Origin of the sequence: Pseudomonas sp. NPDC077451, from assembly GCF_044543345.1 — a bacterium.
In the GTDB taxonomy this organism is placed as follows: Bacteria; Pseudomonadota; Gammaproteobacteria; order Pseudomonadales; family Pseudomonadaceae; genus Stutzerimonas.
The window spans coordinates 197,373-221,461 of record NZ_JBITVX010000004.1; the positions used below are offsets into that span (position 1 = coordinate 197,373).

Annotated in this window: 20 protein-coding genes; 11 read left to right on the plus strand and 9 right to left on the minus strand. The window is 63.4% G+C overall.

The window, feature by feature from the left end; translation table 11 throughout:
• The first annotated feature begins 175 nt into the window (after positions 1-175).
• The 6 genes from ACIGHL_RS09280 (at position 176) to ACIGHL_RS09305 (ending at position 6,819) form a co-directional block, all read left to right on the plus strand.
• Positions 176-1,330: an acyl-CoA dehydrogenase family protein gene (locus tag ACIGHL_RS09280; RefSeq protein ID WP_128119672.1), complete on the plus strand. Its 1,155-nt coding sequence runs from the start codon at positions 176-178 to the stop codon at positions 1,328-1,330.
• Positions 1,331-1,398: 68 nt separating this feature from the next.
• Positions 1,399-4,158 carry a response regulator gene (locus ACIGHL_RS09285; protein WP_128119800.1) on the plus strand — a complete coding sequence of 920 codons (2,760 nt, stop codon included), beginning with the start codon at positions 1,399-1,401 and terminating at the stop codon, positions 4,156-4,158.
• A 78-nt stretch (positions 4,159-4,236) separates the two neighbouring features.
• The gene (locus tag ACIGHL_RS09290; protein ID WP_128119671.1) at positions 4,237-4,593 is read left to right on the plus strand and encodes a YciI family protein; all 357 of its coding nucleotides are present in this window, start codon (positions 4,237-4,239) and stop codon (positions 4,591-4,593) included.
• A gap of 49 nt (positions 4,594-4,642) precedes the next feature.
• The gene (locus ACIGHL_RS09295; protein ID WP_128119670.1) at positions 4,643-5,110 is read left to right on the plus strand and encodes a YybH family protein; all 468 of its coding nucleotides are present in this window, start codon (positions 4,643-4,645) and stop codon (positions 5,108-5,110) included.
• 62 nt (positions 5,111-5,172) lie between these two features.
• The gene (locus ACIGHL_RS09300) at positions 5,173-5,529 is read left to right on the plus strand and encodes a YciI family protein (RefSeq protein ID WP_128119669.1); all 357 of its coding nucleotides are present in this window, start codon (positions 5,173-5,175) and stop codon (positions 5,527-5,529) included.
• 3 nt (positions 5,530-5,532) lie between these two features.
• A complete protein-coding gene (locus tag ACIGHL_RS09305; RefSeq protein WP_241509065.1) occupies positions 5,533-6,819 on the plus strand; it encodes an RNA polymerase sigma factor in 1,287 nt (428 codons plus the stop codon).
• A 91-nt stretch (positions 6,820-6,910) separates the two neighbouring features.
• On the opposite strand, the gene ACIGHL_RS09310 is transcribed toward ACIGHL_RS09305, so the two are convergent.
• The 7 genes from ACIGHL_RS09310 to ACIGHL_RS09340 all read right to left on the minus strand — a co-directional run bounded on the left by ACIGHL_RS09310 (position 6,911) and on the right by ACIGHL_RS09340 (position 15,453).
• Positions 6,911-7,888, minus strand: coding sequence for an NAD(P)-dependent oxidoreductase (locus ACIGHL_RS09310; protein ID WP_128119668.1), 978 nt, complete (start codon positions 7,886-7,888; stop codon positions 6,911-6,913).
• A 13-nt stretch (positions 7,889-7,901) separates the two neighbouring features.
• Positions 7,902-9,200: an MFS transporter gene (locus ACIGHL_RS09315; protein ID WP_216707013.1), complete on the minus strand. Its 1,299-nt coding sequence runs from the start codon at positions 9,198-9,200 to the stop codon at positions 7,902-7,904.
• A gap of 84 nt (positions 9,201-9,284) precedes the next feature.
• Positions 9,285-10,265 (minus strand): sugar kinase, encoded by a 981-nt coding sequence (locus ACIGHL_RS09320; protein WP_128119666.1) that lies wholly within the window; start codon positions 10,263-10,265, stop codon positions 9,285-9,287.
• Positions 10,258-11,040, minus strand: coding sequence for a TIM barrel protein (locus tag ACIGHL_RS09325; RefSeq protein WP_128119665.1), 783 nt, complete (start codon positions 11,038-11,040; stop codon positions 10,258-10,260). The genes ACIGHL_RS09320 and ACIGHL_RS09325 overlap by 8 nt, the downstream gene beginning before the upstream one ends.
• Before the next feature lie 84 nt (positions 11,041-11,124).
• Complete coding sequence (locus ACIGHL_RS09330; protein WP_128119664.1) at positions 11,125-12,150, minus strand: LacI family DNA-binding transcriptional regulator; 1,026 nt, start codon at positions 12,148-12,150, stop codon at positions 11,125-11,127.
• Positions 12,151-12,306: 156 nt separating this feature from the next.
• A complete protein-coding gene (locus ACIGHL_RS09335) occupies positions 12,307-13,662 on the minus strand; it encodes a sigma-54-dependent transcriptional regulator (protein ID WP_216707012.1) in 1,356 nt (451 codons plus the stop codon).
• Between the two features lie 27 nt (positions 13,663-13,689).
• Positions 13,690-15,453, minus strand: coding sequence for a sensor histidine kinase (locus tag ACIGHL_RS09340; protein WP_216707243.1), 1,764 nt, complete (start codon positions 15,451-15,453; stop codon positions 13,690-13,692).
• Positions 15,454-15,670: 217 nt separating this feature from the next.
• On the opposite strand from ACIGHL_RS09340, the gene ACIGHL_RS09345 reads away from it, so the two are divergent.
• The 3 genes from ACIGHL_RS09345 to ACIGHL_RS09355 all read left to right on the plus strand — a co-directional run bounded on the left by ACIGHL_RS09345 (position 15,671) and on the right by ACIGHL_RS09355 (position 19,595).
• Positions 15,671-16,870 (plus strand): HD-GYP domain-containing protein, encoded by a 1,200-nt coding sequence (locus tag ACIGHL_RS09345; RefSeq protein WP_128119663.1) that lies wholly within the window; start codon positions 15,671-15,673, stop codon positions 16,868-16,870.
• Between the two features lie 371 nt (positions 16,871-17,241).
• Positions 17,242-18,729, plus strand: coding sequence for a SulP family inorganic anion transporter (locus tag ACIGHL_RS09350; protein WP_128119662.1), 1,488 nt, complete (start codon positions 17,242-17,244; stop codon positions 18,727-18,729).
• A gap of 14 nt (positions 18,730-18,743) precedes the next feature.
• Positions 18,744-19,595, plus strand: coding sequence for a universal stress protein (locus ACIGHL_RS09355; RefSeq protein WP_128119661.1), 852 nt, complete (start codon positions 18,744-18,746; stop codon positions 19,593-19,595).
• Between the two features lie 195 nt (positions 19,596-19,790).
• Here the strand turns inward: ACIGHL_RS09355 and cfaB are convergent, their stop codons facing one another.
• Positions 19,791-20,972 carry a C17 cyclopropane fatty acid synthase CfaB gene (gene cfaB / locus ACIGHL_RS09360; RefSeq protein ID WP_128119660.1) on the minus strand — a complete coding sequence of 394 codons (1,182 nt, stop codon included), beginning with the start codon at positions 20,970-20,972 and terminating at the stop codon, positions 19,791-19,793.
• Positions 20,973-21,241: 269 nt separating this feature from the next.
• On the opposite strand from cfaB, the gene ACIGHL_RS09365 reads away from it, so the two are divergent.
• Both ACIGHL_RS09365 and ACIGHL_RS09370 read left to right on the plus strand, forming a co-directional pair.
• Positions 21,242-21,454 carry a DUF6434 domain-containing protein gene (locus ACIGHL_RS09365; protein WP_128119659.1) on the plus strand — a complete coding sequence of 71 codons (213 nt, stop codon included), beginning with the start codon at positions 21,242-21,244 and terminating at the stop codon, positions 21,452-21,454.
• Positions 21,455-21,649: 195 nt separating this feature from the next.
• A complete protein-coding gene (locus ACIGHL_RS09370; RefSeq protein ID WP_241509063.1) occupies positions 21,650-22,933 on the plus strand; it encodes an MFS transporter in 1,284 nt (427 codons plus the stop codon).
• Between the two features lie 44 nt (positions 22,934-22,977).
• On the opposite strand, the gene ACIGHL_RS09375 is transcribed toward ACIGHL_RS09370, so the two are convergent.
• Positions 22,978-23,913: an AraC family transcriptional regulator gene (locus tag ACIGHL_RS09375; RefSeq protein WP_241509061.1), complete on the minus strand. Its 936-nt coding sequence runs from the start codon at positions 23,911-23,913 to the stop codon at positions 22,978-22,980.
• Positions 23,914-24,089: the final 176 nt, after the last annotated feature.

A 24,089-nucleotide genomic window follows, 5' to 3' on the forward strand; every position in this document is an offset into this window, starting at 1 on the left:
TTACTGGCGGTACGTTGTGAAGCTCCCTGCCGAACTGCGTAGGGCGATCTGTGTCATTTCCCTGACTAGACCATTGCCCACGCGAAAAGCTCGGGCATTATGACGGGGCCAATCCCACCAGACTTCATCCCGAACCCTTCCGGGCACTGACTCTCATCAGCGTGGCTTATCTCTCATGGAACTACCTGCTTACCTTCAGTCGCTCCAGGAACGCACGGCCGCCGTCGTTGAAGCCGAAATCGCGCCTCGCTCTTCTCAGGTGGACCAGGCCGCTCAGTGGCCAGCCCACTCGATGAAGGCGCTTGGCGAAGCAGGGCTGCTGGGGCTGATGGTGCCAGCCGCGCTCGGCGGCCATGGCCAAGGACTGCTGGGGCTGAGCGTGATTACCGAAGCCATCGGGCGGGCTTGTCCGTCGTCTGCGCTGTGTTTCGGCATGCACTGCGTGGGCACGGCGGTTATCGCCGCCAAGGCTACCGAGTTCCAGCAGGAGCACTATCTGCGGGCCATCGCTGAAGGGCGTCACATCACCACGCTGGCGTTGTCCGAGCATGGTTCCGGTGCGCATTTCTACGTACCCCAGACCCGAATCGAGGATACCGGCCAGCATTTTCTCGTCGACGGCACCAAGCAGTTTGTTACCAATGGCGGACACGCCGACTCTTATGTTGTTTCGTCGGTCGCGAGTTCGGACAGTGATGCTGGCGATTTCAGCTGTCTGATCGTTGATTCCGACAGCGCTGGCATGAACTGGCTCGATCCCTGGCTGGGTTTCGGCATGCGCGGTAACTCATCGCGTCCGCTGCATCTGGATCGGGTGCAGGTGAGGCACGAAAATCTGCTCGGCGAAGAGGGCGACCAGGTCTGGTATGTCTTCGAGGTAGTGGCGCCGTTCTTCCTGATGGCCATGGCCGGCACCTATCTCGGCCTGGCTCAGGCTGCGCTTGACGTTACCGGTGAGCACTTGCGGGCGCGGCGTTATACCCATTCGGGCGAGTCGCTGCGCGATATCGAATCGATGCAGACCCGTTACGCCGAAATGTGGATGGCGGTCGAGAAGACCCGTGCGCTGATTCGCGAGGCGAGTCGGCGCGGCGACATCAACCATCCCGAGGCGCTGCCGTTCATCCTCTCCTGCAAGGCTGATGCCGGTGATACGGTGGTGCGAGTGACCAACGAGGCGATGACACTCTGTGGTGGAGCTGCGTACCGGGAGAACAGCCGCATCGGCCAAATGCTGCGTGACGCCCGTGCCGCTCACATCATGAGTCCTACGACCGATCTGCTGAAACTCTGGGCAGGCCGTAGCTTGCTCGGCCTGCCGCTGCTTTGAAGAGGACCGAGGCCGTGCAATCGCTGCTCTTGCTCACCGCCGTGGCAAATCAGGAAGCACCGCGCCGCATGCTTGAAGACATTGCGGTAGCGCAGCAGGTACGGCTGGATATCCTTGACCAATCATCATTAAGCGAACGGTTCCAGACAGAAGATGAACCCTCGCTGGTGCTGCTGGCACCTGGGCTTGGCAAGACGTTGTCGCTGGCCCGCGCGGTGCGCAAGCGATGGCCACAATGCGAGCTGATTTTTCTCTGCCTGCCGGGCGGCGTCGATACGCTGCGTCAGTCGTTCGGTATCGCACCGCTCATTGGGGCGCACTGGTCCATCGCCGAGATGGAGCGTGACCAGCTCGCCCGTGAGGTGGATCGCTCGCTGAACGCGGGGCGGCGGCGTAGCAAGCTGCGAACCACGCTGGAGCGTGCCAATGCGACGATTGCAAAACCCCGTACGGAGTTCGAAGGCATATCGCAGCGTCGGCTGAACGCCGATTACTACGTGCACAACATTATCGACGCCGCCCGTGATGCCATTGTCGGGCTAGATACCACGCTTGAGGTGTTGTACTGGAGCGCTGGCGCTTGCGAGTTGTTCCGGCTCTCCGCCCGCGACACGGTCGGGCGGCAGGCCGAGCAGCTGCCGTTCTGGTCGGAAGCGCTGGTAACCGCGGTGCGCCAGGTGTTGTCGGGTAGCGGTACGCAAAGCCATGAATGCAGCTGCGTAGTCGGGGATGTCGAGCTGGCCCTCGAGGTCAACGTCTCGGCAGTGAGTGGTGGCGATGGGCTGGCCGTGGGCGCGTCTCTGACTATCCGCGACATTACGGCCCTGGCCGCGGAACGTCGCGCCAACGCAGAGCGGGGTCGTCAGCTGAGCGATGAGCGCCAGCATCTGCATCGACTTTTTGAACAGGCGCCCGGCTTCATCGCCATCACTCAGGGTCCACAACACGTTGTTGAGATCGCCAATCGCTCGTTTCATCAGCTCGTTGGGTTGCGTGACGTAATCGGCCTGCCCGCTGCGGTCGTGTTTCCTCAGATTGAGGGACAGGATGTAGGCAGCCTGTTGCAACGGGTCTACATCACCAGGCGGCCCTATGTGGGTCGCGGCACGCCAATATTGGTCACTCGTGCTGGCGAAGAGCAGCCGCGCAGAGGCTATGTCGATTTCGTCTTCCAGCCGGTGCTGTCCGAGCAGGATCAGCTCACTGGCGTTTTTTGTCAGGGCCATGATGTAACTCAGCAGGTGCTGGCGCAGCTGGCGCTGCAGCGTTCACAAGAGGACTTGCAAGCGCTGGTGGACGAACGGACCCGGGAGCTGGAGCAGAGCCGTCACGCGCTCTACCAGTCGCAGAAACTGGAAGCCATCGGCAAGCTGACCGGGGGCGTGGCCCATGATTTCAATAACGTGCTTCAGGTCGTCAGCGGCAATCTACAGCTGTTGCGTCCGCTGCTGAGCGGCAATCGTCTTGGTACCGGCCGGCTCGATGCGGCGACCGGCGCAGTCGACCGGGGTGCCAAGCTGGCGGCGGAGTTGCTTGCCTTTGCCCGCAAACAGCCTTTGCGTCCGGCGCCCACGCATCTGGCCCGACTGTTGCGCAACATGGATGCACTGCTGCGCCAGGCACTCGGCGAGGCGATCGAGATCGAGACGGTCGTTGCCGGCGGGCTATGGACCACCATGGTGGACCCGCACCAGCTTGAAAACGTCGTGCTCAACCTGGCGATCAATGCCCGCGACGCCATGCAGGCCAGCGGCAAGCTGACGCTGGAACTGAGCAACGCGATGCTTGACGAGCTGTATACCCAGACCCAAATCGATGTCGAGCCCGGACAGTACGTGCTGCTGGCCGTTTCCGATACCGGCTCGGGCATGTCGGCGCAAACCCTCGAGCATGCGTTCGAACCCTTTTACACCACCAAGCCCGAGGGCGAGGGCACCGGCCTCGGCCTCAGCATGGCTTACGGGTTTGCCAAGCAGAGTGGCGGGCACATACGGATCTACAGCGAGCCCGGCAGCGGCACCACAGTAAAGCTGTATCTGCCGCGAACCGAACAGCCGGAAGTTCTAGCGGTGCCACTGCCGGTCGGGCCGGCTGTGGGTGGCGACGAAACCATTTTGGTGGTCGAGGATGACCTGGCGGTGCAGGGCACAGTAGTCGAGCTGCTCAATGGGCTCGGCTATCAGGTGCTGCGGGCCAACGACGCGCAGAGTGCCCTGAGCATCCTGCAAAGTGGCCTGCGCATCGATGTGTTGTTCACCGACGTGGTTATGCCCGGCGCGCTCAGCACGACTGAGCTGGCACGACAGGCCAAGCTCTTGCTGCCCGCTATCGCTGTTCTCTTTACCTCCGGCTACACGCGTAACGCCATCGTCCACGGCGGCAAGCTCGATACCGGCGTCGAGCTGCTGAGCAAGCCGTACCGGCAGGAAGAGCTGGCGCGCAAACTGCGGCAATTACTGGCGCCTCGACAGACCCCGGCGCTGCCTCCCGAAGCGGTGCGGCCAGCGGTATTGGTGGTCGAAGACCAGCTGCAGCTGCTAGCCCTGACCTGCGAGATGGTTCAGGAGCTGGGGCTGACCGCAGAGGGCTTTCCTTCGGCCGAAGCAGCACTACCAGCCCTGCGCGAGAAGCACTTTGAGTACCTGTTGGTCGACGTGAACCTCCCAGGCATGTCCGGCCCCGAGTTTGCCAGGCTCGCCTTGCAAGAACAGCCGAAGTTGCAGGTCGTGTTGCTCTCTGGCGAAGGTGCGGTGGAAACCAGCATTCCGGCAAGCTCGTTGGGCAAGCCCTATACCTTCGAGCAGCTCGAGGCGATCCTCAAGGGCTGAGTTTTTTCAGCAAGCTGTCGATTTCCGGCACGGCCAGACGACCAGTACACAAGAGAAGCCGCTGCCGAGGAAGCTGCGATGCGCTATCTGTGCCTGGTCTACCTGAACGAGGACGCCGTGGCGGCACTGCCGCCAGCCGTTCACGCCGCGCTCGATGCCGAATGCTGTGAGTACCACGCGCAGCTGCGGCACAGCGGCGAGCTGGTCGTCGGCGAAGCCCTGCAGCCGGTGTCGAGCACCACCACCGTGCGCCGACAAGGCGACCGCCTGCTTCTGCACGATGGGCCAGTGCGCGACGGCCACGAGCAGCCCGCGGCGATCTATCTGTTCGAGACCCAGGACCTCAACGGCGCGATCCGACTGGCATCCCGCCTGCCATCGGCGCGGTTGGGCGGCGTCGAGGTGCACGCGCTGGAGGCGCGAGCGCCGCCTTGAGTGCCAGCAACTGTGATCGGCCCGAACCATCGACCCCGAGGATGACGACATGAACAACCTTACCCAAACGCAGGACGAAGCCCGGATCCGCCAACTCACCGAGACCTTCCAGCAGGCCACCGTGCGCAAGGATCTGGACACCATCATGGCGCAGTACGCCGCAGACGTACGGGCCTTCGATGCGGTTGGCCCGCTGCAATTCAAAAGCGCCGAGGCGTACCGCCAACACTGGCAAAGCTGCTTCGATTTTTGTCAGGGCGAAGGCTTTTTCGACATCAGTGAGCTCGAGATCAACGTCAGCGGCGACCTGGCCTATAGTCATTTCCTGAGCCACTGCGGCGGCACCGATGAAAAAGGTGACATGCAGTCCGGATGGATGCGCGGCAGCCGCTGCTGGCGTCGTCAGGACGGCGACTGGAAGGTTGTCCATGAGCATTTCTCGATGCCATTCGACATGGCCAGCGGCCAAGTCAATTTCGGCATCGAACCCGAACCACAGGCTGGCGTAGCCAACTGATCGACCCTTCGTTCCGTCGCGGCTGCCAGGGTGGCAGCCGACGGGCGTCATCGGAGAATGAAATGAAATACCTGTGTCTGGTCTATTACGACGAGCAGCGCGTGGATTCGATGACTGACGAGCAGTGGGCGGCGCTGGTCGAGCAATGCATTACCAACAGCGAGCGGCTGAAGCAGAGCGGGCAGTTCATCGCGGGCGAGCCGCTGCAATCGGTGCGTACCGCCAAAACGGTGCGGGTCCGCGACGGCGCGGTTTCGGTCGTCGACGGCCCGTTCGCCGAAACCCGAGAGCAGCTGGCGGGCTTCTATCTGATCGAAGCGCAGGACCTGGATGAGGCCCTGCACCTGGCGGCAAAAATCCCGCCTGCGCAACTGGGCAGTATCGAAGTTCGCCCGTTGCGCCAGTTACTTGATCGTTAATCGATGCCTGAGCGGGGCAGGCCGACAGCAACCGATCATGTCGGTAACGGGCCGACGCTGGCTGAAATCGACATTCTTTACCGCACTCAATCGCGGCGGGTGTTGGCGACGCTGATTCGCTTGCTGGGTGATTTCGAGCTGGCCGAGGAGGCCCTGCATGACGCCTTTATCGCGGCGGTGCAGCAGTGGCCGCATGATGGTTTGCCGTCCAATCCCCGTGCCTGGCTGGTGTCCGCCGGTCGCTTCAAGGCCATCGATGGGCTGCGCCGGCGTGCGCGTTTCGACGCATCCCTGAGCCTGTTGGCCGATCAGCTGGACGGCCGCGATGAACCCGAATGGGAACGTGAAGACCTTGAGGACGATCGCTTGCGACTGATCTTCACCTGCTGCCACCCGGCGTTACCGGGCGATGCGCAGGTGGCGCTGACGCTGCGTGAGGTCTGCGATCTCAAGACCGAAGAGATCGCGCGAGCCTTTCTCGCCTCCCCCAGCACCATTGCCCAGCGCATCGTGCGGGCCAAGCAGAAGATCCGCGACGCGAGAATTCCCTACCGGGTGCCCACACGCGAAGAGCTGCCGGCTCGACTGGATAACGTGTTGCGGGTGATCTATCTGGTCTTCAACGAAGGTTATTCCGCCTCCAGCGGCAGCGAGCTGACCCGTGCAGACCTCAGCGCGGAGGCCGTCCGTCTCGGTCGTCTGCTGCTCGAACTGTTGCCGGACCCCGAGCTGATGGGGTTGCTGGCGCTGATGCTGCTGCACGACTCGCGTCGCGCCGCGCGTACCGATGAGGCCGGCGAGCTGGTGCGCCTCGACGAGCAGGACCGCAGCCGCTGGAATCAGTCGCAGATCGCCGAAGGTGCCGCGCTGGTGCGGCGTGCGCTTGCCTCCAGGCGCTTCGGCCCTTACACCGTTCAGGCCGCCATCGTCGCCGTACACGCCGAGGCCGCCTCTTCAGCTGAGACGGATTGGGCGCAGATTGTCGGGCTCTATGACCTGTTGCTGCGCATCAGCCCGTCGCCGGTCATCGAGCTCAATCGCGCGGTGGCGCTGGCGATGCGTGACGGTGCCACGGTCGGGCTGGCCGCCATCGACAGGTTGCTGGCCCGCGGCGAACTGCGTGACTACCATCTGCTGCACGCGGGCCGCGCTGATTTTTGTCGCCAACTGGGCCGTCTGGACGAGGCCCGCGAGGCCTACCGAACCGCGTTGGCCTTGGCCCAGCTGGATCCGGAAAAGCGCTTTTTGCAGCAGCGTTTGGATGAGCTGGGCGGGGCGGGCGTGTCATAGCACCGTTTCGTTTCGCCTCATCCGAAACTCCGTAGGATGGGCCGCACGGCGTTGCGCTTCAGCCCACCGTTATCAATGCCAGAGGTAACACTCAGCCCCGCCACGCCCCAGGGTTCACCAGGTTCTCCGGCCATTCGCCCGCCAGCGCGGCTAGCAGATTTTCCACCGCACAGCACGCCATCGCCTCCCGCGTCTCGTGGGTGGCCGAACCCATATGCGGGGTCGCCACCACATTGTCCAGTTGTAACAGCGGCGAATCCGCACTCAGCGGTTCCTGCTCAAATACATCCAGCCCGGCGCCGCGAATCTGGCCGTTGCGCAGGGCCTCAATCAGTGCCGCCTCGTCGACCACCTTTCCGCGGGAAATGTTGATGAAGATGCTCTCAGGGCGCATCTGCTCGAACGCTGACGCCCCGATCAGGCCATGGGTTTCGGCGGTCAGCGGCAAGGTCAGGCAGATGAAATTCGCCTCCCGCAACAGTGCCTCGAGGCTGCGATAGCCCGCTCCGAAACGCTGCTCGGCTGCCGGATTAGGCGAGTGGCTGTGGTAGATCACCGGCATGCCGAAACCGAAATGCCCGCGCTGGGCGAGGGCTTCGCCGATGCGCCCCATGCCGATGATGCCCAGCGTCTTGCCATGCACATCGCTGCCGAAATGCCGAGGCCCGATGTTCTGTTGCCACTGCCCGGCGCGGACCATGTTCGCCAGCTCCACGACTCGCCGAGCGGTCGTCAGGATCAGCGCGAAGCCGGTGTCGGCGGTGGTTTCGGTCAGCACGTCCGGGGTGTTGCTGAGCAGGATGCGACGTTCGGTCAGGTAGTCGATGTCGTAGTTATCGACGCCCACCGAGACGCTGGCTACAGCTTGCAGCTCCGGCGCCAGATCCAGCAGTGACGCATCCAGCCTGAGGCTTGCACCTAGCAGACCGTGGGCGCTGGGCAGGGCGTCGCGTAGCTGCGCCAGGCCCTGGGCATCGAGACGCTCGATGAGGGTGACTTCGGCCCGCGCCTGTAGGCGCGCCATCAGCGGCGCGGACAGCGTCTTGTACAACACGATGTGCTTTTTCATGAGAGTCCTCGAATCAGGGGCGAGCGGTGGCAGAAAGGGGCGTTGCGGTTGCCGGCGCTGTACGGTCGCTGGCGCCGGGTTTGAGGGCCAGGGTCAGCACCACCGACAGCAGCAGCGCGCCGCTCATCAGCAGGAAGGACATGCTGGGCGAGCCGGTGGAGCCGTTGAGGTAGCCCACCAGGTAGGAGCCGCCGAACGAGCCCAGCGCGCCCATGCTGTTGATCAGTGCCATGGCGCCACCGGCCACGTTCGCCGGAAGGATTTCCGGCACGATGGCAAAAAACGGCCCGTAGGGTGCGTACATGCAGGCCCCGGCGATCACCAGCAGGCTATAGGACCACCAGAAGTGCTCGGCGCCGAGCAAGTACGACGCGTAGAAGGCGATAGAGGCGATCAGCAGCGGCGGCCAGACGAAGCGCTTGCGTTTTTGCACCTTGTCCGACGCCCAGGACACCAGCAGCATGGCGATCACCGCCGCCAGGTAGGGCAGCGCCGACAGCCAGCCGGCCTCGACCATGTCCATTTGCTGACCGGCCATGAGGATCGACGGCAGCCACAGTACGAAGCCATAGACACCGATGCTCCAGCAAAAGAACTGCAAGGCCAGGATGATCACGTTGGGCGAGCGGAAGGCCTCGGCGTAGTTCTTCACCGCTTTGATGCCGACCTGTTCGGCGGCCAGTGCGTTTTCCAGGTCCTGCTTCTCCCGCTCGTTGAGCCAGTTGGCCTGGGCCGGGCGGTCGTCTGCCAGGCGCCACCAGATGAAGGCCCAGAACACCGCTGGCAGCCCTTCGATGATGAACATCCAGCGCCAGTCGAATTGCTCCACCAGATAACCGGAGACCACCGACATCCACAGCATGGTCACCGGATTGCCGAGAATCAGAAAGGTATTGGCGCGCGAACGTTCGGCGCGGGTGAACCAGTGGCACAGGTAGACCAGCATGGCCGGCATCACCGCGGCCTCGACCACGCCGAGCATGAAGCGGATCACGATCAGCCAGTAGGCGTTGGAGACCATGCCCGTCAGGGTCGCCAGCGAGCCCCAGAGGATTAGGCTGACGAAGATGAGTTTCTTAACGCTGCGCTTCTGCGCGTAGATCGCGCCGGGTACCTGGAAGAAGAAGTAGCCGAGGAAGAACAGCGCGCCAAGCAGTGACGACATCCCTGGGGTGATCATCAGGTCTTCGGCCATGCCCGAGGCGGCGGCGAACCCGTAGTTGGCCCGGTCCAGGTAGGCCAGGCTGTAGGTGATGAAGACGATGGGCATGATGTACCACCAGCGGCGGGTGGCGAGGTTGCGCGTTTGCATGTCATGACTCCTGAGCTTGTTGTTTTTGTCTGCAGCAGGTGTGTGTAGGTGTGTCTCGGGCCTTTATCGAGCGTCGGCTCCTGCCTAGCCCGTCGCCTGGGAGGCGCTGGTCTGCTCGCAATCGAGGCCCGCGAATTCCGCCGATAATTCAAGGCGGGTCGGCAGTCCCTCCATGTCGCCGCGGCTCTGTACCGCTCGGCTGCCGATCCAGTTGGCGCGCTGCACCGCCTCGTCCAGGCTGCGCTTTTCCAGCAGTGCGCTGATCAGACCGACAGCGAAGCCATCGCCGGCGCCGACGGTGTCCACTACCTGAACGTCCGGCACCGCAGCGACGAAGCCTTGCGCGTCGGCCGTGCGGTAGTAGGCGCCCTCTGCGCCAAGCTTGATCACTACCGCGTTGGCGCCCTGATCCAGATAGAAGGCGGCGATGTCGGCCGGATCGTCGAAGCCGGTCAGCACGCGGCCCTCGGCGAGCCCGGGCAGGACCCAATGGGCGAGGGCGGCGAGGCGGTTGATCTCGCGGATCATGGTCGACTCGCTGTCCCACAGACTGGGCCGCAGGTTGGGGTCGAAGGACAGGCTGCGCCCGGCGTCGCGCATGCGCGTCATCAGTTCGAAGGCCATCTCGCGGGCGGTGATCGACAGCGCCGGGACGATGCCGGTGGCATGCAGGTGGCGGGCCTCGAGCAGCGCCGGCGCGATGGAGTCGATCGATAGGTGGCTGGCCGCCGAGCCGCGGCGGAAATACTCGACCTGCGGGTCGCTACCATCGTCGCTGCGGGACTTGAACTGAAACCCGGTGGGGTGGGCCGCGTCGACCGCCACGTGGCGACAATCCAGGCCTTCGTTTTCCAGCGTCTGCAACACGAAGCGGCCGAGGGAGTCGGCACCGACCCGGCTCAGCCAGGCCACCTTAAAGCCCAGCCGCGACAAACCGATGGCGACGTTGCTGTCGGCCCCGGCGATGCGCTTGTGAAATCGCTCGACGCTGGCCAGGTCACCGGTCTGCTCGGCCACCAGCATCGCCATGGTTTCGCCGAAGGACAATACGTCGAACTCAGACATGGGCGGCCTCCCGATGCGGCTGCCCCAGGCGGGACAGGAGGGCGACGTGTTCAGAGGTCAGTTGCAGCAGGTCATCGCCTTGCAGCGGGTACTCGGCGGCGCGCATCACGCCGGCCGGCATCTGCTCGAGCAACTGCTCCCACAGCGGCAAGTCGGCCATGACGGGTGGGATGGCAACGAGCTTGCCGTCCGGGCGGCGCGTCACCGCCTTGCAGTGCACATAGGTCACGTGTCGGCCGAGCTGGCGGGCGGCGACCGGCGCCGACTGGTCCTGCCATTGCCAGTTGCCGATGTCGAACGTCATGCCGATGGGCAGGCCCCGTTGTTCGACCGCCGAGAAGAAGCACTGCAAGGGCTCGATCCGCCCGCCTTGCGAGGTCTGGTCATTCTCGACCAGCAACTGCACCGGGCTTCCGGCGAGTGCAGCGGCCAGGGCCGACAGGTCGTGGGCCTCGCTGAAATGGCCGAGGGAGACCTTCAGCCAGCTCGACCCAAAGGCCTCGGCGCGCCGCAGCGCCGTCAGCAGGGCGGAATTGGGCGCGGGCTGGTCGGCGAGCCACAGCTCCAGCGGCGACGAAAAGATGCTGCGCAGCCCCTTGGTCCGGGCGGCAGCGGCCAGTTCGGCGGCATTTTCGGTGGTCAGCAATTCCTCGCGCCATTCGATCCGCGAGGCGCCGGCGTCGGCCAGCAGATCGACGAAGCTGCCCTGACCGCACGCGCGCACCAGGTCGGCACCGTAACTGGAGAGGCTGATGGAGACGGGTGGTTTATGCATTGTTGTGCTCCTCTGAAACCGGTTTCAGGTTTGCTTAAAAAAACACGCATCGGTCAAGGCCTCGTCGTACGAGACCTCCTACTGTCAGCGTTGCGGGCCGCGTGTCGATCCGCGCTCTATCAGTCGCGCCGGGAAATCGAGGGTGCGCGCTGGTCCACTGTCGCCGCGCAGCCGCTTGAGCAGACAGTCGAACGCGCTGGCGCCAATCTCGGTAGTGGGTTGCGCCAGGGCGCTGATGCCGCTGCCTACCAAGGGGTACCAGTCGAGATCGTCGAGGGCGAGCAGGCCAACATCGTCGAACAGGTTGCAGCCCAGCTCGCGCAGCGCCTGAGTAGTTGCCAGCGCGGCGACGCCGTTGGCGCAGAACAATGCTTTGGGACCGTAGTCCGGCCCGGCCAGAAAGGTTTCGATGCGTGCGGCGAAGCGGTCGGAGGTTTCCACAACGGCGCCGCGTAGCGCGGGACGCTGCTCGATGCTGGCGTTGAAACGCTCGACCCGTTCGATGCGCGAGCTGGTGCCGTCGACCGGCTCGGTGACCAGCAGCAGGTCGCGGTAACCGCGCTGCTCGAGGTGATCGAGAGCCATGTCGACGGCGGCCGGGTTGTCCAGGCCGACCAGGTCGCTGTCGAGCCGATCGACCTTGCGGTCGACCAGTACCAGTGGCATTTCCTGATGCAGCTCCAGCAGCTCGTCCCGGTGGTGGCCGAGGGTGTTCACGATCAAGCCTTCGATGTTGTAGGCGCGCAGCAGCGCCAGATGCTGGCGTTCCTGCTCGTCGTCGCGATCGGTGTTGCACACCACCAGGCTGTAGCCATGACGCCGGCAGGCGGTTTCCACACCGTGCATCACGGCAATCGAATAGGGGTTGCGGATGTCGGCCACCAGCATGCCGATCAGCCGGGTGCGACCGCGCTTGAGACCGCGGGCCATCTGGTTCGGTCGATATCCCAGCTCTGCGATCGCCTGCTCGATCCGCCGAGCGATCTCATCGGAAAGCAGGTCGCGGTCTTCGCCAATAAAGCGCGAGACACTGGCCTTGGACACCCCGGCGCGCTCGGCAACATCGAGCATTGTCACGCGGCTGCGCTGGGCGGCGGAAAAGGAATTCACGGGCGGTAAACCTGTTTGTTGGTTTTATTGTCTGGCTCTGAAACCGGTTTCAGGAAACCTTGAATCGCTGTTGCGAGTCAAGGGTCTCGTGCCCCAGCGGCGACCGACGGTCGCGGGCGAATTTCCTGCAACTGCGCCTATCGGAGAGTGCGAGGGTCAGCTTTCGCTGCTTCCCGCCGGCAGGTAATCGCTGCGGCTCAGCCCGTGGCGTTGCATCTTTTCGTTGAGGGTGCGGCGGGGCAGCTGCAGTTGCGCCATGACTTCGCTGATGTTGCCTTTGTGCTGTTGCAGGGCGCTGTGCAGGCACTGGGCTTCGAAGGCTTCCATCTGGTCGGCCAGTGACGTGCCGGTGATGGCTGTCGGGGGCGTGGCGGGTGGAGGTGGCGTCAGGCCAAGGGCGTGGCGCTCGGCGGCGTTGATCAGTTCGCGCACGTTGCCGGGCCAGTCGTGGGTGAGCAGCTGCGCCAGTTCGGCCGGGCTGGCTGGGACCGGATCGCGGCCGTGGCGTTGTGCGGCTTGGGTGGCAAAGTGATCGAACAACAGGGGAATGTCCTCGCGGCGATCACGCAGCGGCGGGATGTGCAGTTCCGCGACGTTCAGGCGGTACAGCAGATCCTCACGGAAGCGCCCGCCACGCACCTCTTCCAGCAGGTCCGGCTTGGACGCGCTGATCACGCGCAGGTCGACCTCGATGCTGCGGTTCGAGCCCAGCCGTTCCAGCGTTTTTTCCTGCAGGACGCGCAGCAGCTTGACCTGCTGGGCCAGCGGCATGCTCTCAATCTCGTCGAGAAACAGGGTACCGCCGTGGGCGTGCTCGATGCGGCCGATGCGTTTGCCCTGGGCGCCGGTGAACGCGCCGCTCTCGTGGCCGAATAACTCGCTTTCGAAGATGGTTTCCGGAATCGCCGCGCAATTGAGCGCGACGAAGGGGTTGCGCGCCCGCGGGCTGAAATCATGCAGGCAGCGCGCAACCTGCTCCTTGCCGCTCCCGGTGTCGCCGCGAATCAGTACGTTGACGTCCGTGCCCGCCAGCTCCAGCACCTGGCGGCGAAGGTTCTCCATGGTCCGCGAGACGCCCAGCAGCATCGATTCGATGCGGCCTTTGCGGGTGAACTGTTCCCGCAACTGCCGGTTCTCGCAGACCAGCCGGCGCTTATCCTGGGCGCGACGGACACTGTCGAGCAGGCGCTCCGGGGTGAAGGGTTTCTCGATGAAGTCGTAGGCGCCCTGGCGCAGCGCCTGGACCGCCATCGGCACATCGCCGTGGCCGGTCACCATGATCACCGGCAGCTCCGGGTCCAGCGCCACCAGCTTCTCCAGCAGGCCAAGGCCGTCCAGGTCCGGCATGCGCACATCGCTGATCAGCACACCGGGAAAGCCCCGGTCGACGATGGCCAGGGCTTCCTGGGCGCGTGCGCAGGTACGCACACTGAAGCCCGACAGCTCCAGCCACTGCTGCACCGCCTGGCGAATCGCCGCTTCGTCATCGATGAAGATCACCTGACCGCTCATGTTTCACTCCTCCTGTGAGTGGCCAGTCTACTCGTCGCCATGCGATTCGGCCGCCGGCAGATGCAGCTCGAATACGGCGCCCTGCGCATCGTTGTGCACGCTGAGGCTGCCGCCAAGGTCGCGCACGATGCCGTAGGAGACGGCAAGGCCGAGGCCGAGCCCGTGGCCGACCGGTTTGGTGGTGAAGAACGGCTCGAAGACCTGATCCAGATGCTCATCAGCGATGCCACCACCGCTGTCGGCGACACTCAGCGTCCAGCCGCCGCCCTGCGGCTGGCAGAGGATGCGCAACGTTTTGGTCTCGGCATTGCTCATGGCGTCCAGCGCGTTGGTCAGCAGGTTGATCAGTACCTGCTCCAGGCGAATCGCATCGCCATTGACCCAGGCCTCAAGCGGTACCTGACAGATCACCTCGACGCGTTCGCTGCGAATGCGCGGGCCGAGCAATTGCAGCGCCTGGTCCAGTACCTCGGCCAGGCTCAATCGTTGGCGCAGCCCGGCGGGGCTCTTGCGCGCGAAGGTCTTCAGGTGACTGGTCAGCGCGGCCATGCGTTCGAGCAGGCCTTCGACCTGGCCGATGCCTTCGCGCACAGCGTCGGTGCGGCCGCTGTCCAGCAGCAACCGCTGGCTGGCCAGTTGCATGCGCAGGGCGGTCAGTGGCTGGTTGATTTCGTGGGCGAGGGCGGCTGACATCTGCCCCAGCGCGGCCATGCGCGCGGCATGCACCAGTTCATCCTGTGCCGTGTTCAGCTCGCGGGTACGTTCCTCTACCAGGCGCTCCAGCTCGTTTCGGCTGCGTCGCTCCACACGCAGGGTCTTGCGCCGCTGGGCCAGGTACAAGAGCAGGAACGCGAGCGTCATCCAGACGCCCGCCGCGGCCAGGCGATAGCTGCGGACGTTGGCGGCCACCAGTTGCGGCTCCTGCAATAGGTGCAGGGTCCAGTCTTCTTCCGGTAGAGCCAGGCGTTGCCAGAGGTAGTCGCGGCGGCCATCGGGGCCGTCGACCAGGCGTCGCTCGCTGTTATCGGCGATACGCTGCAGGCTTTCGCTGGCCAGCGGCTGCAGGTTCTGTTCGGCGTAGCGGCGGACCGCGACGAGGCGGTCGCGCACGGCGTCGCTGAGCGGGCGCAGGTAACGGAAGCGCCAGGCCGGACGGTTGGTCAGGATGACGATGTCCAGCGAGTCGGAAATCAGCAGGATGCCGGACTGCCCGACCCATTCCCGCTGCATGTCTTCGAGTTCGAGCTTGACCACCAGAACGCCGATCACCTCGCCGTTGGCATCCTTGACCGAACTGGAGAGGAAATAGCCGGGGATGCCGGTGGTCACGCCGACTGCGAAGTAGCGGCCCGAGTCGTTGGTTACCGCATCGATGAAATAGGGCCGGAAGGCGTAGTTGTTGCCGACGAAGCTGCTCCAGTCGCGCCAGTTGCTGGCCGCCAGGGTTTCGCCATGGCGGTCGAGCAGGTACAGCACCGAGGAGCCTGCGGCCTGATTCTGCTCCTCCAGCCGATGATTGAGCTGCTCACGCAGGGCTTGGTCGCTGGGGTTGTTCAGCAGCGCCTGAATGTCACTGTCGAGCGCCAGCAGCGCGGGCACCGAGCGGAAGCGTTGCACCTGGGTGTGGATCGCTTGGGCATATAGCTCGAGCTGGCCAGCGGCCTCCTGGCTGCGCTCGGTCCAGGCGCGTTGCTCGGCGATGCGCCCGGCCCAATACATGCTCAGCAGTAGCCCGGCCAGAATAAGCGAGGTAATCAGGGCGACGCGGTAGCGGCTGGTCTGGGCTGGCATGGTCGGCTCGGGTAGTGATGCCGCATGGTAATGCAGCGCATGTCCTGTGACGAAAAGGCTGTACATATATTTCATGTTGTACAGTTATCCTGATAGAGGCACTATGATGCCAACGCGCGACTTTATCGAGTTGCTCGATCAGCAAGGACGCTACTGTCAGTAGTGGCCACCTCGGCAAGGTGGCCAGCTCCTTGTTTCGTATCGCCTCGAGGTGCCCATGCTGAAGAAGATTCCTGCCGATGCGGTGCGTTTAGGCATGTATCTCCACGCATTCGAAGGCAGCTGGCTTTCGCATCCGTTCTGGAAAAATAAGTTCATCCTCGACGATCCTGAAGATGTGCAGCGTCTGCACCAGAGCGGGCTGACGGCCGTTTGGATCGACCCTAGCAAGGGCGTCGATGTCGTCGATCCGGCGGTGGTGCTGTCCACGACGCCGGCCTCGGCTCCTCCGCCTGAAGCGCCTACCGCTCCGGTTGTGGCGCGCTGCAGTGCGCGTGATGAACTGCAGCGCGCTGCCCGAGTGCTCAACCGTTCGAAGAAGGCGATCACCGAACTGTTCAACGAGGCACGGCTGGGCAATGCGATCAGCGTCGAAAGCTGCCTGCCGTTGGTGGCGGAGATCAGCGACTCGTTGGCGCGCAACAGCTCGGCGCTGATCGGCCTGGCGCGGCTCAAGCACAAGGACGAATACACCTATATGCACTCGGTGGCCGTTTGCGCCCTGATGGTTTCGCTGGCCCGGCAGCTCGGCCTGAGCGAAGACGCCGTGCGTGAGGCCGGGCTGGCGGGGTTGTTACACGATGTAGGCAAGATGGCCATGCCAGTGGAGGTACTGAACAAACCCGGCAGCCTGACGGATGCCGAATTCGCCGTGATGCGCAGCCATCCAGAGCGGGGGCATGCGCTGCTGCTGGCGGCAGGAGCAATTCCCGCATCCGCACTGGACGTCTGCTTGCACCACCACGAGAAATTCGACGGCAGCGGCTATCCGCATCGCTTGCAAGGCGAGGCCATCAGCCTGTTCGCGCGGATGGGTGCGGTCTGCGATGTATACGACGCCATCACCTCCAACCGTCCTTATAAAAAGGCATGGAACCCGGCGGAGTCGCTGGCCCGCATGGCGCAATGGACTGGCCACTTCGATACCCAGGTGTTTCACGCGTTTGTGCGCTCGGTGGGCATCTATCCGCTCGGCTCCTTGGTGCGGTTGGAATCCGGCCGGCTCGGCGTGGTGATCGACCAGCACCCGGAAAAACTCACCGAACCGCTGGTACGGGTGTTCTTCTCGGCGAAGGCCAAGACGCCAATTCAGCAGCTGGACCTGGACCTGTCTCGGCCGGGTGCGAACGACCGCATCGTGGGCCGGGAAGATCCTGCGCAGTGGGGCTTCGGCAACCTCGATGACTTCTGGCGGTAGGCCGGTCATGCCGGATTTGGAGGCACTCGACCAGATCCGTAGGGCGCGTCGGGCGCGACGGCGGAGGCTCTGACGGCCGCTGTGGGTCGCGCCAGACGGCTTGCTGCGCTATCATCCGCGGCCTGTTTTCAGCGGCTTCGAGCTGTCGAAGCCCGCCACCGAGTAAGACCTGTCACATGATTTGGTTGCCCAGTCCGCCTTAGCGCAATGCCCCCGCCTTGCCGCGATCGCTTGTAATCGGATGCAGGCGCACACGGCTGCGCGCACGTCGCATGTGCGCGAATCGCACGTTAATCGAAATCAGAAACTAGCCTTGTATCAACCGCGTGCCGCCCCGGCCTGCCGGTGATGCCTTTGCTCCGGAAATCACCATGCTTCATTCACTGAAACAAAACTGGCTCTGCAACATCCGTGGCGACGTGCTCGCCGGTCTCGTCGTCGCTCTGGCATTGATCCCGGAAGCGATTGCCTTCTCGATCATTGCCGGTGTCGATCCGCGGGTGGGCCTGTACGCCTCCTTCTGTATCGCGGTCGTGATTGCCTTCGTCGGCGGCCGGCCGGGCATGATCTCGGCAGCCACGGGCGCCATGGCGCTGCTGATGGTGACGCTGGTGCGCGAACACGGTTTGCAGTACCTGCTGGCGGCCACATTGTTGTGCGGCGTGCTGCAAATCGGCGCCGGTTACCTGCGCCTCGGCTCGCTGATGCGCTTCGTCTCGCGTTCGGTGGTCACCGGCTTCGTCAACGCGCTGGCGATTCTGATTTTCATGGCGCAGCTGCCGGAGCTGACGAACGTCACCTGGCACGTCTACGCCATGACCGCCGCCGGGCTGGGCATCATCTACCTGTTCCCCTATGTGCCGAAGATCGGGCGGATCATTCCGTCACCGCTGGTGTGCATCCTCGCGTTGACCGCCGTCGCCATGTACATGGGTCTGGATATCCGCACCGTGGCCGACATGGGCGACCTGCCGGACACCCTGCCGATCTTCCTCTGGCCCGAAGTGCCGCTGACCTTCGAAACCCTGGCGATCATCTTCCCGTACTCAGCCGCGCTGGCCGTGGTCGGCCTGCTGGAGTCGCTGATGACGGCGACTATCGTCGATGACCTGACCGATACCGGCAGCGACAAGAACCGCGAATGCAAAGGCCAGGGCGTCGCCAATATCGTCTCCGGACTGTTTGGTGGCATGGCTGGCTGCGCGATGATCGGCCAGTCAGTGATCAACGTGAAATCCGGCGGCCGCACCCGACTGTCGACCCTGATCGCCGGCGTCGTGCTGCTGCTGATGGTGGTGTTCCTCAGTGACTGGGTCGGTCAGATCCCCATGGCGGCGCTGGTTGCCGTGATGATCATGGTCTCCATCGGCACCTTTAGCTGGGACTCGCTGCGCAACCTCAAGCGCTACCCGCTCTCCACCAATATCGTCATGGTGGTGACCGTCGTGGTGGTGGTCTTTACCCATAACCTGGCGTACGGCGTGCTGGCTGGCGTGCTGCTGGCGGCGCTGTTCTTTGCCAACAAGGTCGGGCATTACCTGCACATCGGCTCGGAACTGGATGCCGAAGGCAACCAGCGCACCTACCGGGTCACGGGCCAGGTGTTCTTCAGCTCCTCGGACAAATTCACCGCCGCTTTCGACTTCAAGGAAGCGCTTTCCCGCATCATCATCGACCTGACCCATGCCCATTTCTGGGACATCACCGCCGTTGCGGCGCTCGACAAGGTCGTCGTCAAACTCCGCCGGGAAGGCACCGAGGTCGAGGTGCTGGGATTGAACGAAGCCAGCGCGACCATCGTCGACCGCTTCGGTGTCCACGATAAACCTGAAGCCATCGACAAGCTGATGAGCCACTGACCAGGAGAACAACAATGAACAACGTAATGGCTTGCATCGACGGCTCCCCTCAGGCCTCAGCCGTCTGCGATTGCGCCGCCTGGGCCAGCCGCCAGCTGGATGCACCGCTGACCCTGCTGCACGTGCTCGATCAGCAGCAGTACCCGGCGACCGGCAACCTCAGCGGCATCATCGGTCTCGGCAGCCGCGAATACCTGCTCGAAGAACTCGCCGCGCTGGATGAAAAGCGCAGCAAACTAGCGCTCGAAGAAGGTCGGATGATGCTCGACGCGGCCAAACATCGCGTCGTCGGCGCGGGCGTCGCGCAACCGGAAGTGCGTCAGCGTCACGGCGATCTGGTGGAAAGCCTGCGTGATCTGGAATCCGATATCCGTCTATTGGTGATCGGCAAGCAGGGCGAGGACAGCGGCACCGACCTGCAACTCATCGGCAGCCAGCTGGAGAGCGTGATCCGCACCCTGCACCGGCCGATCCTGGTCACCCCGGCGAGCTTCTCTGTGCCCACCAGCGTCATGCTCGCCTTCGACGGGAGCGCCACCACGCGCAAGGGCGTCGAGATGCTGGCCTCCAGCCCGCTGTTCAAAGGCATACCGATCCATCTGGTGATGGTCGGCGAGGATACCGGCGACAGCCGCACCCTGTTGGAATCTGCGCGCGATGCGCTGGTGGCGGCCGGGTTCGAGGTGCACATCGCTATCCGTGCCGGCGAAGTCGAACCTACGCTGCATGCCTATCAGGCCGAGCACAACATCGGCCTGCTGGTGATGGGCGCCTACGGACATTCGCGCATTCGCCAGTTCCTCGTCGGCAGCACCACCACCAGCATGATCCGCTCCGCCACCACGCCGCTGTTGTTGCTGCGCTGAGGGCGCCAGGTCGCCGATAAAAGCAACGCTTCGCCCCGAGGGCGGGCCTCTCACTTCAGCTCTTATGCATAAGCTGTGGAGGCGCGACCCGCGGCGAATGGTGATCCCGGATCTGCCTCGGGGCCGCAGATCGCCGCCCTGACTGGCTGCCATCGTTGATCGACCCTTGTTCAAGAATGCGATCGAGCAGAATAACTATCGGTAGATATCAGCCCGCGACCAGGGCAGTTCGTGGGAGCCATCCGGCAGCGGCTTGCTCGCCAGGATCTGATGCAGGTTGATCCAGTTGCGTCGGAAGCCGTAGGCACAGCCCGCAAGATAAACCCGCCAGATACGCAGCGCTCGCTCGGGGACCATCCGCTGCGCCTCGTCCAGCCGCGCCTCCAGCCGCTCACTCCAGAATTGCAGCGTGCGCGCGTAATGCAGGCGCAGGCTTTCCACATCGACGATTTCCAGTCCTGACTCGCTGATGCAGGCGCTGATCTTCACCAGATGCGGCAGCTCGCCATGGGGAAAGACGTAGCGGTCGATGAACTCGCCAGCCCCATGGGCCACGGGCCGGCCGTCGATATGACGCGAGGTGATGCCATGGTTGAGCACCAGCCCACCCGGCCTGACCACCTCTGATAATTGCTTGCAGTACAGCGGCATGTTCTCGTGACCGACATGCTCGAACATGCCGACACTGACTACCTTGTCGAACTGGCCCTCGGTGGCCAGATCGCGGTAGTCCATCAATTCCAGCTGCACCTGATCTTCAAGCCCCTCAGCGGCGACCCGCTCGCGCCCTAACTTCAGCTGCTCACGGCTGAGTGTGATGCCGAGCACCTGCGCGCCATACTCGCGCGCCGCAAAACGCGCCAGGCCGCCCCAGCCGCAACCGACATCGAGGAGACGGTCGCCGGGTTTCAGTCGCAGCTTGCGACACAGATGCTGCAGCTTGGCCTGTTGCGCCTGGTCGAGATCTTCATTCCCCGTCTCGAAATAGCCGCAGGAATAGACCATGTCGCGGTCCAGCCAGAGCTGGTAGAACTCATTCGAAAGGTCGTAATGGTAGGAGATGGCCTCGGCGTCGGTGGCCTTATCGTGGGCTTCACGCACAGGCGGCGCGGAATGTGAGCCGCCCAGTGCCCGGCTGATCTCGTCGCCGATGCGGATCACCTCTTCCAGCGGGCCGTGGAGATCGACCTTGCCCTCGACGTAAGCGCCGCCAAGCAAGGCCAGGCTGGGATGGGCCAGCTGCGGAATCAGGTTGGGGTCTTTGATCTCCAGTGTCACGCTGGGGGCGGGCCCGAGATCGATCTCGTTGCCGTCCCAAAGCCGCAGACGCAACGGCAACTCCAAGTCTCGAAGTACTGGAAGCAATGTGGTCAACATGCTCGTTCTCCTGGATTTGGCGTGCATGAAGCCTAGACCAGCTTGTTTCCGCTTGCGCTCCATCGACCGATGGTTTCGGCTATCGGGAGATGGACGGAAGTGATTCGAACAATGTTATGGGTGACGGCCGTTTGCGGAAGCCTTCGCGCTAGATGCAGTGGGCTTTGCAGGCGGTAACGTGTCGCTAGAGCGACAGCGATAAACCTGTTTCGTGTACTCCTGTTGGAACCTACGGCCTGTTTGGCGTGCGAACAATAAAAGGCAAAGCGATGACCCATTTCGACTGGCATAGCGATCAGATAACGAACGAAACAGTGGTAACCGCCAGCTATAGAAACACGCAGAACGTACGAAGGTTCATGGCCGAGGCTTGCGGGCCCGATTTCAAGTTCGACCGTGATTTTATGGGCTGGATAAAGGATGGAACATCCAAAACCATGGGGCAGGTAGCCCGCGAGTGGCTGCGACGTCATAAGCGCTGACGCGCTGCGCGGTTAACGAGGCTGCTTCGAAGATGGCGGAACGCAGCGGAATAGGTAGTTCGACACCCCTCTGGTAAGGTCCCGATGCCTTGCGGCAGTCTGTCGCGTCAATGGCTGGGAACAGTCATGCTCACTTGGTGGTGGTAATCGTCACATCCGGCCATGGATCATTTGGCTTTTGCGTTAGGCTGAGACATGAGTCATTCAGTGGGCGGTGAGGCGGTGCCAGCAATGCCCTGGCGCGTTATTTGGGCTGCTGCGATCGGCAACGGGCTGATCACGTACGACTTCACGGTATACAGCTTTTCTGCCGTGATCATCGGAAAGCTGTTTTTCCCCGCTGACAATCCAATGGCATCGCTGCTGTTATCCCTTTTGACCTTCGGGGCCGGCTTTGCGTTGCGTCCGATCGGAGCCTTGCTGATTGGTCATCTGGCTGACCGAAAAGGGCGCAAGCCAGCGTTGCTGCTGTCCATTGCCCTGATGCTGCTGGGCACTGGGGTTATTGCCTTTGCTCCGACCTATGACGCCATTGGCGTCAGCGCCATGCTGCTAATGGTCGGTGCGCGGCTGATTCAGGGCTTTGCCGCCGGTGGGGAAATCGGCGTGGCCTCGGTGGTGCTAATGGAGCTGGCGCCGCGTGCCCAGCGCTGTTTTATCGTCAGCTGGCGTTCCTCCAGCCAGGTGCTGGCAGCCTTGCTCGGCGCTTTGGTGGGGGCGGCACTGACCTTCTCGCTGTCTCCTGACGCGATGCTGGCGTGGGGCTGGCGCTTGCCCTTTATCCTCGGCCTGCTGCTCGGGCCGGTGGGCTGGTACTTGCGTTATCACTTGATCGAACAGGCCAGCACTGCGCCCCAGCGGCCCTCCCTCAAGCGGGTCCTCACCCAGCGTGTACGCACGCTTTGCCTCGGCATTGCCTTGATGGCAGCGCCGACCTCGGGGATCTATCTACTGGTGTATTACATGCCGACCTACTTGGTCAGGAGCCTTGGACTGTCATCGGGGGTGAGCCTGCTCTCGGCTTGCGCGTCCAGCCTGGCGATTGTCATCACCTTGCCGTTGCTGGCGCGCCTGGCCGACCGCCAGGTAGGCAGAAAACCCACTCAATATGCCACGATGCTGGCGAGCATGCTTTTGCTCTTCCCTGTCTTTGCGCTGCTGGTAGAGGGCGTTCGGGAGGTTGCCTCGATTCTGCTGATCGCCGGTTACAGCGCCTTGCTGATGGGCAATAACGCGGTCATGACGGTGATGATGGTCGAGGCGTTCGCAGTGCAGGAGCGGGCGACGGGCACCTCGATCATGTACAGCGTCGGCGTCACGCTGTTTGGCGGTTTTTGCCCGTTTATCGTCACCTGGCTTATTCACGCAACGGGCAGCCTGATGGTGCCGGCCTGGTACCTGCTCGGCGCGCTGTGTGTCAGTCTCTATGCGCTCTATCGGTTTCCCGAAAACCCACGGCCGGCTGACTCGGCTATATGACTTGGAGTCGGTGACGCTTACGCGATTCGCGGCAAAGGTCGCACTTATGGCGGCGTCGATAGGCTGAGCTGCAGGGCGTTGATGCGAAAGTCGCGCGGCGCCATGTCATGCACCCGGCGAAAGGCACGGGTGAAATCCGAGGCACTGCCAAATCCCAGGCTGTAGGCAATATCCAGCACTGGTGTCTGCGGGCATTTGAGCAGCTGTTCGGCGGCTTCGCGCAAGCGGCAGCGCAGGATATAGGCCGCGAGCCCGCCTTCATGTTCCAACAGGCGATAGACCGTGGCCCGCGGCAGCCTTAGATCCAGCAGCACACGCTCCGGCGACAGCTCGTCGCTGTACAGGTTGTGCTGTATGTAGCGGCGCACACGGCTGAACATCAGGCTACGCGCGGCGGCCCTTGCGTTGCCGCTGAGCTTGGCCTGCTTGGTAAAGGCGCCAAGCAGCGATTGGGCGCTGTATTCGAGGGCCACCAGCGCCTCAAGGGGCGGCATCGTGGGCAACTCGTGGGCGAGTGCCAGCAGGTGCTCGATTAGCTTGCCGACCTCGGTGTGGGTCGAGTTCAGGACCCGGCCATGCAGCGACTCGGCGTTGGGGAACAGACTTTCCACGCAGGTCCGGGGGGCGAATAACGACAGCACGCGACAGGCACTGCGCTGCATGCGCAACGGCTGGTTGAGGTCCAGTAGCAGGATGCCGGCCGACTGGGGCGTGCGCAGGTTCTGCGCCTTGCTCGGGTCGAGGCTGATGCCGCCGTTGATAAATAGCTGAAAAACGTAATCGCGCTTGTTATCGGTGGAGATGCGGGCAAGCGAGCGGCTCAGCAGCAGCGGGTCGCTGTAGCAGTCCGTGAGTGTCCATTCACCCAGCCGGTAACGGTCAATCGCCGCCTGGAACGGCTGCTCGAGTTGCCACTTTGCCGGCACCACATCGATCACGTGGCCAACCCGCTCACGCCAGGCCAGAAGTTGCTGGTGCATGTGCACCTGGCCGACATCAAAGTGGTCATGGGCGAGGGGGCCATTTGCGGCTGATGAATTATGAGCGCCGGGCTGCAGCATGTGTGGGTCTCAGGGCATACCTACATGACTTGTGTGGGCAGGTGCCGTGCATCATCACACGCCCACCCTGGCAACACTACGGTCATCAGCAGTCA

Bases quoted from the DNA above. Each gene is read 5' to 3' on its own strand.
- ACIGHL_RS09280 (WP_128119672.1), top strand. From the start codon at position 176: ATGGAACTACCTGCTTACCTTCAGTCGCTCCAGGAACGCACGGCCGCC.
- ACIGHL_RS09285 (WP_128119800.1), top strand. From the start codon at position 1,399: ATGCTTGAAGACATTGCGGTAGCGCAGCAGGTACGGCTGGATATCCTT.
- ACIGHL_RS09290 (WP_128119671.1), top strand. From the start codon at position 4,237: ATGCGCTATCTGTGCCTGGTCTACCTGAACGAGGACGCCGTGGCGGCA.
- ACIGHL_RS09295 (WP_128119670.1), top strand. From the start codon at position 4,643: ATGAACAACCTTACCCAAACGCAGGACGAAGCCCGGATCCGCCAACTC.
- ACIGHL_RS09300 (WP_128119669.1), top strand. From the start codon at position 5,173: ATGAAATACCTGTGTCTGGTCTATTACGACGAGCAGCGCGTGGATTCG.
- ACIGHL_RS09305 (WP_241509065.1), top strand. From the start codon at position 5,533: ATGCCTGAGCGGGGCAGGCCGACAGCAACCGATCATGTCGGTAACGGG.
- ACIGHL_RS09310 (WP_128119668.1), bottom strand. From the start codon at position 7,888: ATGAAAAAGCACATCGTGTTGTACAAGACGCTGTCCGCGCCGCTGATG.
- ACIGHL_RS09315 (WP_216707013.1), bottom strand. From the start codon at position 9,200: ATGCAAACGCGCAACCTCGCCACCCGCCGCTGGTGGTACATCATGCCC.
- ACIGHL_RS09320 (WP_128119666.1), bottom strand. From the start codon at position 10,265: ATGTCTGAGTTCGACGTATTGTCCTTCGGCGAAACCATGGCGATGCTG.
- ACIGHL_RS09325 (WP_128119665.1), bottom strand. From the start codon at position 11,040: ATGCATAAACCACCCGTCTCCATCAGCCTCTCCAGTTACGGTGCCGAC.
- ACIGHL_RS09335 (WP_216707012.1), bottom strand. From the start codon at position 13,662: ATGAGCGGTCAGGTGATCTTCATCGATGACGAAGCGGCGATTCGCCAG.
- ACIGHL_RS09340 (WP_216707243.1), bottom strand. From the start codon at position 15,453: ATGCCAGCCCAGACCAGCCGCTACCGCGTCGCCCTGATTACCTCGCTT.
- ACIGHL_RS09345 (WP_128119663.1), top strand. From the start codon at position 15,671: ATGCTGAAGAAGATTCCTGCCGATGCGGTGCGTTTAGGCATGTATCTC.
- ACIGHL_RS09350 (WP_128119662.1), top strand. From the start codon at position 17,242: ATGCTTCATTCACTGAAACAAAACTGGCTCTGCAACATCCGTGGCGAC.
- ACIGHL_RS09355 (WP_128119661.1), top strand. From the start codon at position 18,744: ATGAACAACGTAATGGCTTGCATCGACGGCTCCCCTCAGGCCTCAGCC.
- cfaB (WP_128119660.1), bottom strand. From the start codon at position 20,972: ATGTTGACCACATTGCTTCCAGTACTTCGAGACTTGGAGTTGCCGTTG.
- ACIGHL_RS09365 (WP_128119659.1), top strand. From the start codon at position 21,242: ATGACCCATTTCGACTGGCATAGCGATCAGATAACGAACGAAACAGTG.
- ACIGHL_RS09370 (WP_241509063.1), top strand. From the start codon at position 21,650: ATGAGTCATTCAGTGGGCGGTGAGGCGGTGCCAGCAATGCCCTGGCGC.
- ACIGHL_RS09375 (WP_241509061.1), bottom strand. From the start codon at position 23,913: ATGCACCAGCAACTTCTGGCCTGGCGTGAGCGGGTTGGCCACGTGATC.